This window comes from Caballeronia sp. DA-9 (assembly GCF_051615025.1).
Classification (GTDB): Bacteria; Pseudomonadota; Gammaproteobacteria; order Burkholderiales; family Burkholderiaceae; genus Caballeronia; species Caballeronia sordidicola.
This window is the reverse complement of the sequence record NZ_CP195132.1, coordinates 1,400,578-1,418,959: the sequence shown is the minus strand read 5'-3', so window position 1 is coordinate 1,418,959 and position 18,382 is coordinate 1,400,578. Positions and strand designations below refer to the sequence as shown.

Sequence of the window (18,382 nt, the reverse complement as noted above, 5' to 3'; positions counted from 1 at the left end):
AGCTTGCGCCTCTATACTGGCGTTTTCTCTCGTGGAGCAGGTTGCTTTGAATCAGGTTGTCGCGCTAATTGGTGCCTTGCTGCTCGTCGCGTTGAACGGGTTTTTCGTCGCGGCCGAGTTCGGGCTCGTGAAGTTGCGCGCCACGCGCGTCCAGGCTATCGCGCGGTCGAACGGCTTGCCCGGGCGCCTGCTCGCGAAGGTTCACGGCAAGCTCGACGCGTATTTGTCGGCGTGTCAGCTCGGCATCACGCTAGCATCGCTTGGGCTCGGCTGGCTGGGCGAGCCGGCGTTCGCCGCGTTGCTGCATCCGCTTTTCGCGCTGGCGGGTATCGAATCGGCGAAGCTGATCGATGCGGTCTCGTTGTTCTTCGCTTTCTCCTGTATTTCTTTTCTGCACATCGTGGTGGGCGAACTCGCGCCGAAATCGTGGGCGATCCGCCGCGCCGAACAGGTCGGCCTGTGGGTCGCCATGCCGCTCTACGGCTTCTATTGGGCAATGTATCCGTTCATCTGGGTGCTCAATTCAAGCGCGAACTCCGTGCTGCGCCTGTTCGGACTCGGCACCGGACACGGCGGCGACGCGCATTATTCCACCGACGAACTCAAGCTGATCCTGCGCGGCCGGCGGCTGAGCGGCGCGTCGACCACGCCGGATACATTGGGTTTGCCGGGATCGAGCGCCGCGTCCAGCTATAACGCCGACGAATGGAACACCATTGCGCATTCGCTGGATTTCAGCCGCATGACGGTGTCCGACCTGATGCGCCCGAGTCACGAAATGATCGGCCTTCGCAACGACGTGTCCATGCGCGAAAACATGCAGGTGGTCGCGCGGCACCGCTTTAGCCGCTATCCGCTTTTCGCCGATGGCACCAGCGAGCGCGTCCTCGGCATGATCCATCTGAAAGACCTGCTGCTTGCACGCGATGGCGCCGGGCGCGGCCTTCTCCACGGCTTGACGCGTCACGACACCAAACAGGATTCGCTCGCGCGCCATGTGCGCCCCGTCCAGTACGTGGCGGGAAATCTCTCCGCGCTCGAATTGTTCCGGCGTTTTCGCAAGGGCGCGCCGCATTTCGCCCTGGTTGGCCGCAAGGGTGAAAAGCCGCTAGGTTTTCTTACGCTCGACAATCTTCTGGGTGCGCTCGTCGGCCAGATTCACGACGAATTCCGTCAGGGCGACGCCGACTGGTCGCGCATGGACGACGGCACGCTGATGGGCAAGGGCAGCTTGCCTGTGGTATCGCTTGAGCGGGCGTTGGGGATCGATATAGACGAAGGGCAGGCGGAATCGGTTGGCGGCCTCGTGATCAACGCGTTGGGCGATTTGCCAAGCGAAGGGCAGCGCGTGGGGTTCGACCACTTCGATATCGTCGTGAAAAAAATGAACGGACCGCGCATTGTGCTCGTGCGCGTGTATCCGCATGAAGAGGTCGCGGAAGAAGCGCATTGATTCTTCCGCTCGGGACCGCTTGGGACCGATCGCTAGACGCGCGGCACGCCTTCTTCCATCAGCAACGCCACGGGCATTGAAGCCAGCGCATCGCGCATGAACAGGCGTTGGCCATCAGCCTTGGGCGCATTGGGACTCAACCAGTCGAACAATGCCCGCGACGCCAGCGCTTCCGGCAGCACGACCGCCGTGTCGCCCCAATCGGCGGCGTCGACCAGAGGCAGGCCGGAATCGTTTTCAGCCAGCAATGAATCGGCCAGGCGCGTTGCAATCACTACCGCGTAGGCGCTCCCCGCATGCCGCGCAAACGCGATCACGCTGTCCGCGTGCTCGCCTTCGGCCTGCAGCGGTATGTACGATCCTTGCGCGAACAATGACTGCGCATGTGCGCGCAACGCAAGTGCGCGGCGCACGATACCCAGCTTCACGCGGCCGTCGCGCCAGTTCTGCAACTGCTCCGATGGCGCGCCTTGCGCCTCGCCCTCGGCCAGCCACGCACGCCGTTGTTCGAAATCCACGGGCCGGCGATTGTCGGGATCGACGAGACTGAAGTCCCATAGTTCGGTGCCCTGATAAAGATCCGGCACGCCGGGCGATGTCAGCCGCAACAAGGTCTGCTGGAAACTGTTGATTGCGCCTGTGCGGGCAATCCGCGCGACGAACGCCGGAAGCTCGCCAAGAAACCCATCGCGGCGCTGGGGCGCGAGGATATCGAAGAGAAAATCGCGGCAGGCGTTTTCATACGCTTCGTCGGGCGCGAACCAGCTGGTACGCAACTTGGCTTCGCGCATGGCCTTCAGTTGCCATGCGCTTACGCGCTCGGCAAGTTCCTTGACGCCGGCTTCGTCGTCGGGGGACAGCGTCGGCGGCCAGCAGCCCACCAGCGTTTGATACAGCATGGCTTCAGCGGCGGCGCCGGGCGCCCAGGCGGTCTTGTCGCCGTCCGCGTCGCCCAATATGCGTCTGTGCGGCGTGTTCAGCGTGGACCAGCTTTTTAACGTCGCGGCCCATTCGTCCGGGATTTCGCTCAACGCCGCGATCCGCGCGCGCACGTCTTCGCCGCGCTTGTGGTCGTGCGTGGCCGTGGCCAGCATGGCGTTCGGAAAGCGCGCGGCGCGTTCCTGATTGCCTTCGTGAAACAGATCGACCGACAAGGAAAACTCGCCCGGATCGGCGCCGACTTCGTTGCGCGAGATGAGCCGGCCGTATCGATAACACGCGGTGTCTTCAACGGCCTTCGCGGCGACCGGCGAGGTCAGTTGCGAAAACAGGGTTTGCGCGTTGCGTCGGTGTGAACCGCTCGAATTCGAGCCGCTGGCGCTGGCCGGCGGATTCTGGAATGCGCTCACCGGACGCTCGCGCCCGTTGCGGTCGAGAAGACGTTCGCGCGGCTTTTCTTCGACGGGTTCGTCGCCGCCCGGGCCGCCGAGCCATTGCGCGACCCGGTCGAGAATGGCATGGTCCGCCGGCGCCAACGCGGCCTTCGCGCCTTTGTAAGCCTGCGCGAAGAAGCGTTCGTCCTCGGCGCTGCGCTGTCCGCCGATGGGATAGATCCGGTATACGGGGAAGTGGACCACGAGTTCGGCCGCCACCCGTTTCAGCGATGAAAACGTGAAGTCACGCGTGGTCGGTGTGTCGCGTGCAATCCGGTGCAACGCGCGCGCCGCGCGGTCGAGTTCGGCGGAAAGGTTCTCCGCAAGTATCTTGCGCCGGGCGGCCTTGGCCTCGACGTCGAACTCGGCGGGGCGTCCTGACAACTCGGCCCAGTTTTGCGCCAGGGGTTGCGCGCCGCGCGGATCGTGCAGGAGCGCGCCGACGTCGTTCATGAAGTCGTAGCCGGTGGTGCCATCGATTTGCCAGTCGTCGCGCACGGGTTCGCCGCGCGCGAGAATTTTCTCCACGACGAAATACGTGCGCGGTTGCTGCAGATTTTCAGGCCGCTGCGCCGCGAGTTCTTCAAGACGGTTGCGCAGGCGCTGGCAATATTCACGCGGTTCGGCGAGGCCATCGACGTGATCGATGCGCACGCCGTCTATCAGCCCTTCGGTGAACAACCGGAAGATCAGCGCGTGCGACGCCTCGAACACTTCCGGGCGCTCCACGCGCATGCCGCCAAGCGTGCTGACGTCGAAAAAACGGCGCCAGTTCACTTCATCCGCCGCCGTGCGCCACCACGCGAGGCGGTAATGCTGGCGCTCGAGCAGGCGGTGCAAACGGTCGCGTCCAGTCGGGTTGTCGCCGGAATGCGCGCGGATGGCGGTATCGATAGTCTTCTTGCCTTCTTCCGACGCAGCGAATTCCTTGAGCGCGGCGCGCGCTTCGTCGGCGCGCGGCTGATCGGCGGGTTGCGTCGAGAGGCCGGTGAAGCGCTGCGCCATTTCCGGCGCGTGTTCCTGCAGGATGGCCGCGTAGTCGAGCGGGCTGACCGGGAACGTGTTGCTGTAATACGTGATCTTGAAGCGGCCGTCTTCGGGGTCGAACGTGGGCTTGATCTTGCCGCCCTGCAACTCCTCGCCATACGCCGCGCCCAGGAACGGCGCAAGCACCTTGCCGCGCAACGCGGGATCGGGCGAATGCCAGTCGACGTCGAAATAACGCGCGTGCGCCGCGTGGCGGCCCCATTCGAGTATGTCCATCCACCAGAGATTTTCGGAGCCGCCAACACCCATGTGATTCGGCACCACGTCCACGATCGCGCCCATTTCATGCGCGCGCAGCTTGTCGACAAGGCGCTTCAAGCCCTCTTCGCCGCCGAGTTCGGGGTTCACGCGCGTGTAGTCGACGGTGTCGTAGCCGTGCGTGGAACCGCTCGTGGCGGTCGTGATCGGCGACAGATACGCGTGGCTGATTCCGAGCGACGCCATGTAGTCGACCTGGCGCGCGGCGTCGTCGAAGGTGAAATCCTTGTGAAGCTGGAGGCGAAGCGTGGAGCGCGGGACGGTCATGGTGTTCGGTCAGTGGGTGATGCGTTAAGCGCGGCGTCATGCGCGGCCGCCTTCGTCTGGCCGGATTTCTGCCGGGCTTGATCGATGGCGAGCAAACGGTCGACGAACGAATCGTCATCGAACAGTTCGGATACGGGTACAGCCAGTCTTCGGCGCCAGTTCGGATGCTCGTCGATGGAACCGGGCAGGTTCGGCATTTCGGCGAGCGCGAGCAGGTCTTCCAGCGGATAGGTGACGAGCGGCGCGGGCGTGGACGCCACGAACGCGAGCGCTTCGTCAACCGGCGCGGTCTGCGGGGAGATATCGGCGGGAACGTCGACATCCGGCGCGGCCACTCCAGCTTCCTGGAAAGCAGTCCATAGCAATTCACGATCCTCGCCGCGTTCTGCCTGCGCCACTTCAACGGCGTCGCGGCCGTCCGCGCGTACGGCGGTCTGGCCAATCTTCGAGCGCCAGACAATGTCTTCGCCGATCCACCAGCCGGTGACAGTCGGCAGGTCGTGCGTGGTCGTGGTCGCGGCGACACCGTGATCCCAGTCGGCGGGCGCCTTGAAACCCGGGCCGTCTTCGGCACGTTCGAACCACAGCACGCGAATGCCGAGCAGACCGTGTTCCTGCAAGCGCTCGCGAAAACCCGGCGGAACCGTGCCGAGATCTTCGCCAATCACGATCGCCTTGTGACGCCACGATTCGAGCGCGATCAGACGCAGCAGGTCTTCGAGCGGGTATCGGAGATACGCACCGTTTTTTGCGCTCTCGCCGTCGGGCACGAGCCACAGGCGGCGCAGCCCGAGAATATGATCGATACGAATCCCGCCCGCGAGCGTGAACGCCGCTCGCAGCATATCGATAAACGCCTTGAAGCCCTGCGTGCGCATGGCGCGCGGAGAGAACGTGGTGAGTCCCCACGACTGCCCTTTCTGGTTGAACAGATCGGGCGGCGCGCCGACTGACACGCCTTGCAGCATTTCATCACGATACGACCATGCGTGACTGCCCGCGCTGTCGCAGCCGACGGCCAGATCCGCGATCAAACCAATCGCCATGCCGGCGTCGCGCGCCACGTGCTGCGCGTGCGACAAGCCTTTCGCGGCGAGCCATTGCGCGAAGAGGAAGAAGTCGACCTCATCCCGGTGCGCGGCGGCAAATTCAGCGACGGCGTTGCTGCGTGGATTGTTGAGATCGCCGGACCAGTTGCGCCAGTGGCCCTCGCCGGATTCCTTCAGTTGCGCGGCCTGCAGCGCTTCGAAACGTGCGTGATCTTCCAGCGCGCGGCCGCCGTGCTTGACGAACTTCGCGAAGTCGTCATGCAATGTGTCATTGCCTGGCGCGTTGAACTGCGCGAACAGCGCACGCAACACCGCCAGCTTGGCCGTCACCGCGTGCGGCCAGTCGACGAGCTGCAGCGCTTCGAGTTCGGCGAGTTCATCGGCGACACCGGCTGCCTTTATAGCCGCCTGCGCCGCTTGGGCACCCATCACAGCAGCCGGATCGATATGCGCAATGTTCAGGAACAGGCGCGACGACGGCGAATACGGGCTGAACTTGTTCGGCTCGGCGCTGAACATGGCGTGCATCGGGCTGATGGCGACCGCGTGGCTGCCGCGCTGCGCGCTCTCGGCGGCGAGCGTGGCGAGCGCCGTGTAGTCGCCGACACCGCCGTCGCCCGTGCGCCGCAAGCCGTAGACTTGCGCGGCTACGCCCCACAGTGGCGGCGCTTTTTTCGCGTTGGATTCGATCGCGCGCCAGGCGTCGTCGATGGTATAGCAGCGTGGCGGCGCGACCGCGAGCGTCGTGCGCTGCTCGTTGATCACGAGCGTGTGATAACCGGGCTCGGAAATCGGCGACAGCAACGCGGTCTGGCCGCGAGGCGATGTGAACCTTCCATCGATCACGGCCCCGCTTTCCAGTTCTATCCGATACCGCGCGCCCGTCTTCACGGCAGCGACTGGCAGCGCGATGGCGCCGTCAATTTCAGCCGTCATCAGCGGCGGCAGCTTGCGGCCGGTCAATTCGGCGTCGAGCGTGGCGGTGCTTTGCTTGAGCTGGCTTGCGTCGCTACATGGAAGCCCGAGCCGTTCCAGCAGCACGGTCAGCGTTTCTTCCGGAACGCGCTGCGTTTGCTTGTGGGCGTCCTGCCATTCGACTTCGAAGCCGGCCTTGATGGCGAGCGCTTCGACTGGCGTGGGCGGCGTTTGCGGTGTCTGGCCGGCCGTGGCCGGCGGTGTGGTCGTGCTCACGAGGTTTTCCCCGAAGCTTTGACGCGGCGGGCGTCGTGATTGAACGCGGCATCGGCGAAATCGCCCGTCAGCCACGCGATAAAAGTCTCGGCGCCAAGTTCGCCCTTGTCGGCGATGTCGCGTGCGCGCGCCGGCGTTTCGAATACGACCTTGCCCGGAGGATGACCCGCGAGCTTCACAGCTTCCCGCCCGAGATTCAGCGCAATGGAATACGTGCTGCCGTCGCCGAGACGCCAGTTCGCCACCACCGCCTTTACGCCGATCACCTTCGCGCCCAGCGCCTGCGAATTCCTCAGGCGCGGCATCAGCAGCTTCGTGCGCACGGCCAGCGCCGAACGATAGAAATGCAGCCAGTCGTTGTGGTCGGCGGCGCGCTTCGTCTCATCCGGCGACGACATCTTGAACGTGTCGATATGGTTCGGATCGGGAATCTGAGCACGGCGTTTCTCGTCGGTAAAGGCGGTGAACTTCGCGAATTCCTTGCGGCGGCCTTCGCGCACGGCGTCGGCGAGTTCGTCGTGATAGTCGGTGAAGAACAGGAACGGCTGAGTCGAACCGTACTGTTCTTCCATGAAAAGCATCGGAATTTGCGGCGACAACAGCATCAGACCTGTCGCTGCGTAAAGCGCGTCTTCCGAGGTCAGCGTTCGCAGACGGTCGCCCATCGCGCGGTTGCCGACCTGATCGTGATTCTGCAAGAACATCACGAACGCGGTCGGCGGCAAATGGCCGCTTGGTTCGCCGCGCGGCTTGTTGTCGTGAATGGGTGAGGGTTCGCCTTGATACACGAAACCTTCGCTCAGTACGCGGGCGAGTTTTTGTATCGGTTCGTCTATGTATGCGCCGTAGTAGCTTTCGTCCTCGCCGGTCAGCAGCACGTGCAGCGTGTTGTGCGAGTCGTCGCTCCACTGCGCGTCGAAATGCGATTCCAGCAAGCTCGACGTGTTGTGCTCGTTCTCCAGCACCAGATGGACGTGCCGTCCATGTTCCACCGACGAACGCACCCGGTCCGCCAATTCGCGCAGCCATTCGTCGTCGTTGATGGCGTGCACGGCGTCGAGGCGCAAACCGTCGAAGCGATATTCATTGAGCCAGTAGATGGCGTTATCGAAGAAGAAATCGCGCACTTGCGGGCGTTCGAAATCGATTGCCGGGCCCCACGGCGTGTTCACGCCTTCGCGGAAAAATGTCTTGGCGTACGCGCTCAGATAGTTGCCGTCCGGGCCGAAGTGGTTGTAGACCACGTCGAGGAAGACCATGAGGCCGAGACCATGCGCGGTATCGATGAGCGTTTTGAGTTCATCGGGCGTGCCGTAGGCGGAATCGGGCGCGTAGGGCAGCACGCCGTCGTAACCCCAGTTGCGGCTGCCGCTGAAGTCGTTGAGCGGCATGAGTTCTATGGCCGTCACGCCGAGATGCGCGAGTTCCTCCAGGCGCTGCGTGACCCCGGCATAACCGCCGAGCGCTCCCACGTGCAGTTCGTAAAGCACGGTTTCTTCCCACGGACGGCCATGCCAGTTCGTGTTTTCCCACCGGAATGCGCGCGGATCGACGACTTCGCTCGGACCGTGAACGTCTTCCGGCTGAAAGCGCGAAGCGGGATCGGGCACGGCCAGATCGTCATTCAACCGATACCGGTAGCGCGTGCCGGCACCGCCAGGCGCGAGGGTTTCGTACCAGCCCTCGCCGGTTGCGTTCATTTCGACGACCAAAGGCTTCTGGCCGTCGTCATACAGTTCGAGCTGGACCGACTTGAGCGAAGGCGCCCAGAACCGGTAGCGCGTGTGTCCGGCATCGGTGAGATGAGCGCCGAAGGGCAGGCAATGAGCGTACTGGCGCTTGTGCGGATCGATAGGAGTTTCGGACATGGTCTGTGTGCCTTCAAGTGCGCTTTCAAATACTTTGCCGTGGTGCGTAGGCTTCAACTCGGCCTTCAATATTCGCCACGTTCGCTGCTTCGTTCCGCGCTATGTGGTTCAACTTTTATCTTCCCCGGGCGTGGACTCGTGCGTCGCCGGAATCTCTGGTGATTTCCACGGGTCCGCCGTGCGCCGTGGGCCGACCGTGCCGGGGTCCGGCGGCAACGCGGTGAGCAGACGTGGTCCTTCGTGCGCGCCGGCCATCCACACGGCCTGCCAGTCGGCGTCGCCCGTTGGTTGCGCGAGAAGCACCGCCACGCTGTGCGCCTGCAGCTCAAGCTCCGGGCCAATCAGCGGGTGGCGCACCGCGTCGGGCACAGCGCTATCCATGAGCACATTCCATTCCAAGTGCGGTGCGGGTGGCACGAAAGTCAGCGCCTGGGACGAAGCGTTCATCATGATCAGCACAACGTCGATCTGCCCGTCGAGCCCGGGCCCCGCGCGGCGCAGCGTGAGCGCGCGTCCTTCAGGGTCTTGCCATGCGTCGATGGTGAGCGCCGCGCCCCGTTCGTCGAACCAGCCGACATCGTAGAGCCCTGGAAGCACCTCTTTGTCGCCGTGGAGGAAACGCATTTCACGTAACAGCGGGTAGTTTTTTCGCAGCGCGATCACGCGGGCGACGAAGTCTGTCATGGTGCGGCCGGCGGGCGTCTCGGCGAGACTCCAGTCCATCCATGAAATCTCGTTGTCCTGGCAATACGCGTTGTTGTTGCCGCGTTGCGTGCGGCCGAATTCGTCGCCGCCAAGGAGCATGGGCGTGCCGAGCGACAGCAGGTTGGTTGCGACCAGCGCGCGCGCAACGCGGCCGCGCGTTTCGAGGATGTCAGGGTCGTCGGACGGGCCTTCCACGCCCCAGTTCGCGCTGCAGTTTTCGTTATGGCCGTCGTTGTTGCCTTCCTTGTTGACCTCATTGTGTTTTTGCTCGTACGCGGTGACATCGGCGAGCGTAAAGCCGTCGTGGGACGCCACGAAGTTCACCGATGCCCATGGTTTCCGGTGCCGCCGATGAAACAGCTCCGCCGATCCGGTCAGCCGCGCCGCGAGATCGGGCCGCACGCCCGCGTCGCCGCGCCAGAAACGGCGCACGCCATCGCGGAATTTATCGTTCCATTCCGCGAAGCCGGGCGGATGGTTGCCGACCTGATACCCGTCGGGGCCGATATCCCACGGTTCCGAAATCATCTTGCGGGTGTTGAGGATCGGATCCTGGCGGATCGCGTCGAAGAAACCCGAGCCGGGGTCGAAACCATGGCCTTCGCGTCCGAGCGTCACGCCGAGATCGAAACGGAAGCCGTCGATATTGAACGCCGTCGCCCAGTAGCGCAGCGAGTCCATCACCATTTGCAGCACGCGCGGATGCGAGAGGTTGACTGTGTTGCCGCAGCCGGTGTCGTTGATGTAGCGGCGTTCGTCGCCGGGGACGAGGCGGTAATAGCTGGCGTTGTCGAGGCCGCGCCATGACATGGTCGGGCCGAGTTCGTTACCTTCGCACGTGTGGTTGTAGACCACGTCCAGAAACACTTCGATGCCTGCTGCGTGCAGGCGGCGCACGGCGATGCGCATTTCGTTCAGACGGTTTGTCGACAGGTAGGACGGTTCGGGCGCGAAGAAACACGCGGTGTTGTAGCCCCAGTAATTCTTCAGGCCGCGTTCGACGAGAAAACGGTCATTGAGAAACGCGTGCACGGGCAGGAATTCGACGGCGGTAATCCCGAGCTTCTGCAGGTGTTCGATAAACCATGGCGACGACAGTGCCGCGAACGAACCACGTTCGTGCTGGCGGATGTCATGGCGAAGCATGGATGTGCCGCGCACGTGCGTTTCGTAGATGACGGTTTCGCCCCATGGGACGTTGGGGCGGGAGTCGCGAGACCAGTCGAAGGCGTCGTCGGTGACGACGCATTTGGGCATGGCGGGCGCGGAGTCGCGGCGATCCATTGAAAGGTCGAGGCGGTTCGAATGCACGCGGTAGCCGAAGAGTGCGTCCGACCATCGCCATTGGCCGACGAGTTTTTTTGCGTAGGGATCGAGGAGGAGCTTGTGGGGGTTGAATCTGTGGCCGTGTTGCGGCTGGTATGCGCCGTGGGCGCGAAAGCCGTAGACCGTGCCGGGGTGGGCGCCGGGGAGGTAGCCGTGCCAGATTTCATCGGTGCATTCGGGGAGCTCGAAGCGGGTTAGCTCTTTGCGGCCGGTTGTGTCGAAGAGGCAGACTTCGATCTTTTGCGCATTCGCGGAGAAAACCGCGAAGTTGACACCCAAACCGTCCCAGTTTGCTCCGAGCGGGTAGGGCACGCCCGGGAGTAACTTTTCGGGTAATGAATTCGCCATGGGGTTTTCGTTCGCACTTGGGTTGGTTTTTTGGGGGGGTTAGTGCTGGGTTGCTGCTATTTGCGCCTACGCGCGGTCCCTGTTTGTTGTTCCTCTTTAGCACTGTTAGCCACTGTCCGTGGCGGGACTTCATTTCTTTTTCCAACGGCGAAAAAGAAACGAAGGGCGCTTTCACACTCCAAGTGCAACAGCGGGGTCAATGACAATGCCGTGCTTGGCGCAGTTTTCAATAAAGACCTCACCAGGCGTGCGCCACTGGAGCGTTTTTCGAGGGCGGGTGTTCATGTTCAGCGCGATCGCATCGAGTTGTCGCTGCGAGAATACCGATAGATCGGTCGCCTTGGGTAGAAACTGGCGCAGCAGCCCATTGATGTTTTCGCAGATACCGCGTTGCCACGGACTGTGTGGATCGCAGAAGTAGATCTTGATGCCCGTCGCCTCAGCCAGCTTTTTGTGTAACGCCATTTCTTTGCCCTGGTCGTAGGTCAGGGTTTGACGCAGTCCCTGATCGAGCGGCGCGAACGCGGCACTGTAGGCTTCCAGCGCTGCCTGCGCCGTACTGCCATCGATCTTGACCAGCATCACAAACAACGTGCTGCGATCCACCAGCGTACCCACTGCCGAACGGTTAGCCAGGCCTTTGATCAGATCTCCTTCCCAGTGACCCGGGATGAGCCGGTCGTTGGCTTCGGGAGGGCGTACGTGAATACTGAGCATGTCGGAGAGCTTGCCGCGCCGGTCCTGTCCTCGCGTGCGCGGCCTGCGTGCGCCACGTCCCTGTCGCAACAGGCTGACGAGTTCCCGGCGCAACTCGCCTCGGGGCGCGGCGTAAATGGCTCGGTAAATGGTTTCATGCGAAGCGTTCAAAGCAGGCTCATCAGGGTGGGCAAGTTTGAGTGCGGCTGAGATCTGCTCGGGTGAGTGACACTTTTGCAGATACTGCCGCACTTCGGGCCACAACGCGCCGTCAACGTGCAGTTTGCGCTCGTAACGCGGTTTGCGGCGAAGCCGTCCCGCGCGTCGACCAGCACGGATCGCGCAGTAAGCGCCCGCGATCGCAGGCCGTCCTCTGTCGCCGCGCTCTTCATCGGACTTCCAGCCATTGCGCTTGAGTTCGCGGCTGATCGTACTTGGCGAACGTCGGAGCGCACGCGCGATCGCGCGCGTGCTTTCGTTGGCAAGTTTCATGGCAAATATTGAGCCACGCTCCTCAGCGCTGAGATGTTCATAGCTTTGTCCCATGCAACATATCCTATTTCAAAGGTGTTGCACTTGTACCTTGAAAACGCCAAGCAAAGAAAACGCCTTCCAACCGCTAATTTCTAAGTGGACCGAGCGTGCAGTGATATCTGCTTGGGACTTCAAAAGAACCCTCGACGCCATAACCACCAACACCTGAAACCCTCCCCCTCCGAACTCCTACATCCACACGCTTCGCCATAAGTGCTCTCGGGCAAGCACACAAACCACAGAACCAGTTCGGCCAAACACCTCGTTCGCGTGCAAAGCACGCAAACACGCGCGCGCTGCGCTTTCCTGTTTGAGGCTACTCACACTGGTGGCGAAGCGTGTGGGTAGACATGAACGAAGGGGGAGGGTTTCAACTGTCTATGGTTTTACGCTGAGTGTTCTTTTGAAGTCCCAAGCAGATGTCAGTGCACGCTCGGGCTCCTTAAGAACTAGCGGTGGAGAGGCGTTTTCTTTGCTTCGTTTCTTTTTCGCCGTTGGAAAAAGAAATGAAGTCCCGCCACGGATAGTGGCTAACAGTGCTAAAAAGATCAACGAACACCGAACGCGCGAAGACCTAAAAAGCAGCAACCCGGCACTCCCCTTGACCGCTAAATCTAGTCCACTCTCAAAACAATAGTCGCTAAAGGAGGCAAAACCAGCAAAGCGGAAAACTCCCTCCCATGACTAGAAACCTTCTCGGCGTGAATAACGCCCCCATTCCCCATATTCGACCCTCCATAAACAGAAGCATCGGAATTAAGAATCTCCGTCCACCTTCCGCCGCACGGCAATCCCACCCTATACCCCTGCCGGGGCACCGGCGTCATGTTCGATATCACCACGCACTCGCGCCCCTCACCATCGGTGCGCCGAAAAGCAAACACACTATTCCCGGCATCGTCGCCAATCAGCCAGTCAAACCCGCGCGGATCACTATCGAGCTTGTGGAGCGCCGGCTCCTCCCCATACACACGATTCAAATCGCGAACCAGCTTCTGCAAACCACCGTGGTACGGATCATCCAGCAAATGCCACTGCGGCGATGCATCGTGATTGAACTCGCCAAATTGTCCAAATTCACCGCCCATGAACAATAGCTTCTTACCCGGATGCGTCCACATGAATCCCAGATAAGCCCGCAAGTTGGCAAACTTCTGCCAGTGATCGCCCGGCATCTTGCCAATCAACGATCCCTTGCCATGCACGACTTCATCGTGCGAAAGAGGCAGCACGAACCGCTCGGAATACGCATACACCATCCCGAACGTGAACATGTTGTGGTGATACTGCCGATACACAGGATCTTCTTCCATGTAATGCAGCGTGTCATGCATCCATCCCATGTTCCACTTGAAATCGAAACCCAATCCGCCATCTTCAACCCGCGCCGTCACACCCGGCCACGCGGTCGATTCTTCCGCAATCGTGATCGCGCCGGGAATTTGGCGCACCTCGTGGTTAAGGCGCTTGAGAAACGCAATCGATTCCAGATTCTCACGGCCGCCATATATGTTCGGCACCCATTCGCCCGCCTTGCGCGAATAATCGCGATACAACATCGACGCCACCGCGTCCACGCGCAATCCATCCACGTGATAGCGCTTCAACCACGCCAGCCCCGACGCCACGAGGAACGCGCTCACCTCATTGCGCCCGAGGTTGTAGATCATCGTGTTCCAGTCCTGGTGATACCCCTCGCGCGGATCGGCATGTTCATAAAGCGGCGTGCCGTCGAACTGGATCAGGCCGTGGGCATCGTTCGGGAAATGCGCCGGAACCCAGTCGAGAATGATCCCAAGCTCGGCTTCATGCGCGCGGTTCACGAACTCGGCGAACTGCTCAGGCGTGCCGAATCGTGCCGATGGCGCAAATTGCCCCAACGGCTGATAACCCCACGAACCGCCAAACGGATGCTCGGCAATCGGCATGAACTCGAGGTGCGTGAATCCCATGCTCTTCGCGTAAGGAATCAGGCGCTCGGCAAGCTCGTGCCAGTTCATGCCGCGATTTCCCTCTTCCGGCACACGCAGCCACGATTCGGCATGCACTTCGTAAATCGAAATGGGCGCATTGACGGTCTGCTTCGGACCGCGTTTCGTGTTCATCCATTCGCTGTCCGTCCAGCTATATCCGTCGATAGCATCCGCGTCCGCCACCACGGACGCCGTCGCCGGCGGCCGCTCGCTTTGCATCGCGCAAGGGTCGGCTTTCAGCGGCAGCGCGTGGCCATCGCGAGTGATGATCTCGTACTTGTAGCGCGTGCCCGCGCCGAGCCCCGGCACGAACAGTTCCCACACGCCCGCGTCATGGCGCAACCGCATGGGGTGACGGCGGCCATCCCACGAATTGAAGTCGCCAACCACGGAAACACGGCGCGCATTCGGTGCCCAGACGGCGAACCGCACGCCTGATACCCCGTCGTGCACGACCGGCCGCGAACCCAGACATTCGAGCACCGCGTAGGGATCGCCCCACGAAATGCGCATCAGTGCGTCATCGGCGAGAACGGGGCCGAAGGAATAGGTATCGGCGACTTCCTGCGGCGTGCCATGCCAGTCGATGTTCAGCCGGTAAGCCTGCGTTTCATCGATAAACCCAACGAACAGCCCCGCCGGATGAATCTGCGTGAGCGTGGAGAGCGGCGCGCCGCTGTCGCGTGCAAGAACCTGCACGCTGGATGCACCCGGCAGCAGCACGCGCACCACGGGACCGGCGTCGGTCTGGTGCAGCCCGAGCTTCGAAAATGGATCGGGATGGCGCGCCTCGACGAGCGCGTCGATATCGAGCGGATGCAGGCCTTCGGTCAAGGCTCGGTCGTCGGTGCGCTTATTCATGTTCGTTTCCATCGGATGTGTCCTTTTGTGCGGCGTCTGCGGGACGCGAGCCGGGCGCGAGCTGCGCGCCCGTGTCGCCAAGCAGGCGGCTCGCAAGCGACGCGAGGCCACGTAACGGCAAGCCGATCCAGGTCGGACGGTTCGCCGCTTCATAGCGGATTTCATATGCGGCTTTCTCGATCAGGAACAGATCGAGCAAGGCGGCCAGGGTGGCGTCGTCGCCGGCAATGGGCTGCGGGGAAGCCGCAACCGCCGCGTGATACTCGGCCAGGAAACCTTCTTCGCCATGCGCGCGCAAGCGCTCGAACAGCGCACGCTTCCTGTCGGCGGTTGCCGCCGGCGCGTTCTCGGTCGTCGGTTGCGCGGCGGCGCTCGCATACGACAACGAACGCAATAAGCCGGCCACGTCGCGCAACGGGCTCGACTTCTTGCGGCGTTCCTCCAGCGGCCGCGCCGGTTCGCCTTCGAAGTCGATCAGGAATGCATCGCCTTGCGCCATCAGAACCTGGCCGAGGTGGAAGTCGCCGTGAATGCGGATACGCAGCGCCTTCGCGCTCTCCGGCACGAGTTTCTGCACGGCCGCGAGCAACAGGTCGCGGCGATCGAGCAGGCTTTGCGCGAGGTCGCGGTCATGCTCGTTGAAGTCGCGAATCTTGGCGCTCAGGATATCGAGCGCGGTGACGAGCAGCGCGTGGGTGCCGTCGTTCCAGGCGCGCACGTCTTCCTTCGACGCCGTTTCGGGCGAGAACGCGGGATCGTCGGAAGGCGAGGCGAGCGCGACATGAAGCTCGCCCAGACGTCGCCCGATGATTCCCGCGATCTTCCGGTATCCCTCGATACCGAGCATTTCCTTCTCGCGATCAACCGAGTGATCGCCGGTGTCGACCGCGAGCGCGAGTTCATCGACCGTGCGGCGCAGGTAATCGAGCGCGTAGTTCCAGGCATCCCCCTGGTTGTCGATGAAACCCTGCAATATGCACAGCGTATGCGGCACGCCTTCAGGGTCGACACGCACGACTTCGCCGAAGAGCGGTCCCGTGTTCGCGTAACCGAGCTTGGTCAGGTAGCGGCTCATTTCCGCTTCGGGATGAATGCCGCCAACAAGACGCCGCACCAGCTTCAGTACGACCTGATCGCCGATCACAAGGGAACTGTTGCTCTGTTCGGCGGCGAGCCAGCGGATCTCGGGCAGGGGTTCGCCCGGCTTGAAGTTGAAGTTCAGTTCATCCAGGCGCTCGGTGGGAATAAAGCGGATTTCGCTCTTCTGCACGGTCGGCACGACCGCGCGTTGCTTGAGCTTTCTCAGCACGCCATACGTGAACGTCGGAACGGCGAAGGCGTCGGTGATATGGCCAATATTGCGGCTCTGGCGCACGCGAGCCAGCGCCAGTTGCATGTACAACGGCGACGTGGTTTCCGTGCCCCACGCAATGGTCAGCGGCAGCACATAGCGCTCGGTGTGATCGCCAACGTCGGCTTCCACTTCCGTGAACGCAAAGCCTGCTTCGGGAATCGTGGTCAACGCGGCAAGCCGCACGCGCTTCAACGTCTGATCCTTCGATGCAAACCAGCGACGCTTGCTCAAGTAAGACGGCAGCACTTCGGATTCGAGCAGGCGCACGTTTTCCGGCGTCGGGCCGGTCTGGCCGGCGCGGATCACCATGGTCACGAATTCCGGCAATTGTTCCGATGGCGCCTGGCTCCACGCCGGACGCTGATTGCCCGGGCAAAGCTGGAACCACAGGAAGCCATACGGCGGGAACGTCAGCAAATATGTCAGTTGCCCGATCGGCGGGAACGCCGAATCGGCGGTCATTTCCAGCGGCACAGAACCGGCATATTCGGAGAGATCGAGTTCCACCGCTTGTGGCGCGCGCGAGAGATTCGCTACGCACAGGATTGGCGGCTCGCCTTCTATCTCGCGGATATACGCCAGGATCTTGCGGTTGTTCGGACGCAGGAAACGGATCGTGCCGCGGCCGAACGCATGTTTTGCGCGCCGCACGGCGAGCATCTTGCGTGTCCAGTTGAGCAGCGAGTGCGGATCGCGGCTTTGCGATTCCACGTTGACCGCGTCGTACCCGTAGAGCGAGCCCATCACCGGCGGCAGCACGAGCTGCTCGGGATCGGCGCGCGAAAACCCGCCGTTCCGATCCGATGACCATTGCATCGGCGTGCGCACGCCATCGCGGTCGCCCAGGTGAATGTTGTCGCCCATGCCGAGTTCATCGCCGTAATAGATCACGGGCGTGCCGGGCATGGAAAGCAGCAGCGAATTGATCAGTTCTATGCGGCGACGGTCGCGCTCCATCAACGGCGCAAGGCGGCGGCGAATGCCAAGGTTCAGCCGCGCGCGGCGATCGCTCGCATACGTGTTCCACAGGTAATCGCGCTCCGAATCCGTGACCATTTCCAGCGTGAGTTCGTCGTGATTGCGCAGGAAGATCGCCCATTGGTTCGTTGGCGCGAGGTCCGGCGTCTGCCGCATGATGTCGGTGATCGGAAAGCGGTCTTCGCTCGCAATCGACATGTAGATGCGCGGCATTAGCGGGAAGTGGAATGCCATGTGGCATTCGTCTTCGTCGCCGAAATATTCCTTCACGTCTTCCGGCCATTGATTCGCCTCGGCCAGCAGCATGCGGTTCGGATATTCCTTGTCGATGGTCGCGCGAATCGTCTTCAGGATCGCATGCGTTTCGGGCAGGTTTTCGTTATTCGTGCCTTCGCGTTCCACGAGATACGGCACCGCATCCAGCCGCAGGCCGTCAATGCCCATGTCCAGCCAGAAACGCATGACCGACAGCACTTCCTTCAGCACGGCAGGGTTGTCGAAGTTCAGGTCAGGCTGGTGATTGAAGAACCGGTGCCAGTAATACTGTCCCGCGACCGGATCGTGGGTCCAGTTGGACGGCTCCGAATCAATGAAGATGATCCGCGTGTCTTCGTACTTCTTGTCGGTATCGGACCAGACGTAGTAGTTGCGGTGATTCGAACCGGGCTTCGCGAGCCGGGCGCGCTGGAACCACGGATGCTGGTCGGACGTATGGTTGATGACCAGTTCCGTCACCACGCGAATACCGCGCGCATGCGCTTCCTGAATGAAGCGCTTGACGTCGGCGAGCGTGCCGTAATCCGGATGCACATTGCGGTAATCGGCGATGTCATATCCATCGTCGCGCCGGGGCGACGGGTAGAACGGCAGCAGCCAGATGCAATCCACCCCGAGTTCCGCAATGTAATCGAGCTTGGCGAGCAGGCCGGGGAAATCGCCGATGCCGTCGTTGTTGGCATCGAAAAAGGACTTGATGTGGATCTGATAGATGATCGCGTCTTTGTACCAGAGCGGATCGTTGCTGAGAGTCGAGTTCTTGTTGCGCTTCACGTGTCGCTCCTTGAGCCGGCGAGGTGCGCCTGGGCGCCCGCTTCCGGCTGT

The 18,382-nt window shown here is 62.1% G+C and carries 8 protein-coding genes; 1 reads left to right on the top strand and 7 read right to left on the bottom strand.

Going from position 1 to position 18,382, the window contains the following annotated elements; all coding sequences use genetic code 11:
- The first annotated feature begins 46 nt into the window (after window positions 1-46).
- Window positions 47-1,453, top strand: a complete 1,407-nt coding sequence (locus ACRWA7_RS12745) for a hemolysin family protein (protein WP_438391338.1) — start codon at window positions 47-49, stop codon at window positions 1,451-1,453.
- A 32-nt stretch (window positions 1,454-1,485) separates the two neighbouring features.
- On the opposite strand, the gene treY is transcribed toward ACRWA7_RS12745, so the two are convergent.
- From treY to treS, 7 genes are all read right to left on the bottom strand, one after another.
- The gene (treY, locus tag ACRWA7_RS12740; protein ID WP_438391337.1) at window positions 1,486-4,398 is read right to left on the bottom strand and encodes a malto-oligosyltrehalose synthase; all 2,913 of its coding nucleotides are present in this window, start codon (window positions 4,396-4,398) and stop codon (window positions 1,486-1,488) included.
- Entirely contained in the window at window positions 4,395-6,638 is a 2,244-nt protein-coding gene (malQ, locus tag ACRWA7_RS12735; protein WP_438391336.1) for a 4-alpha-glucanotransferase, read from the bottom strand. Before malQ ends, treY begins: the two co-directional genes overlap by 4 nt.
- The gene (gene treZ, locus ACRWA7_RS12730) at window positions 6,635-8,506 is read right to left on the bottom strand and encodes a malto-oligosyltrehalose trehalohydrolase (RefSeq protein ID WP_438391335.1); all 1,872 of its coding nucleotides are present in this window, start codon (window positions 8,504-8,506) and stop codon (window positions 6,635-6,637) included. Before treZ ends, malQ begins: the two co-directional genes overlap by 4 nt.
- Window positions 8,507-8,614: 108 nt before the next feature.
- A complete protein-coding gene (glgX, locus tag ACRWA7_RS12725) occupies window positions 8,615-10,885 on the bottom strand; it encodes a glycogen debranching protein GlgX (RefSeq protein WP_438391334.1) in 2,271 nt (756 codons plus the stop codon).
- A gap of 171 nt (window positions 10,886-11,056) precedes the next feature.
- The gene (locus ACRWA7_RS12720) at window positions 11,057-12,127 is read right to left on the bottom strand and encodes an IS30 family transposase (protein ID WP_438390622.1); all 1,071 of its coding nucleotides are present in this window, start codon (window positions 12,125-12,127) and stop codon (window positions 11,057-11,059) included.
- 602 nt (window positions 12,128-12,729) lie between these two features.
- The gene (gene glgB, locus ACRWA7_RS12715) at window positions 12,730-14,949 is read right to left on the bottom strand and encodes a 1,4-alpha-glucan branching protein GlgB (protein ID WP_438391333.1); all 2,220 of its coding nucleotides are present in this window, start codon (window positions 14,947-14,949) and stop codon (window positions 12,730-12,732) included.
- Entirely contained in the window at window positions 14,942-18,331 is a 3,390-nt protein-coding gene (treS, locus tag ACRWA7_RS12710; protein ID WP_060818467.1) for a maltose alpha-D-glucosyltransferase, read from the bottom strand. Before treS ends, glgB begins: the two co-directional genes overlap by 8 nt.
- Window positions 18,332-18,382: the final 51 nt, after the last annotated feature.

Bases quoted from the DNA above. Each gene is read 5' to 3' on its own strand.
- treY (WP_438391337.1), bottom strand. From the start codon at position 4,398: ATGACCGTCCCGCGCTCCACGCTTCGCCTCCAGCTTCACAAGGATTTC.
- treZ (WP_438391335.1), bottom strand. From the start codon at position 8,506: ATGTCCGAAACTCCTATCGATCCGCACAAGCGCCAGTACGCTCATTGC.
- glgX (WP_438391334.1), bottom strand. From the start codon at position 10,885: ATGGCGAATTCATTACCCGAAAAGTTACTCCCGGGCGTGCCCTACCCG.
- ACRWA7_RS12720 (WP_438390622.1), bottom strand. From the start codon at position 12,127: ATGGGACAAAGCTATGAACATCTCAGCGCTGAGGAGCGTGGCTCAATA.
- glgB (WP_438391333.1), bottom strand. From the start codon at position 14,949: ATGAATAAGCGCACCGACGACCGAGCCTTGACCGAAGGCCTGCATCCG.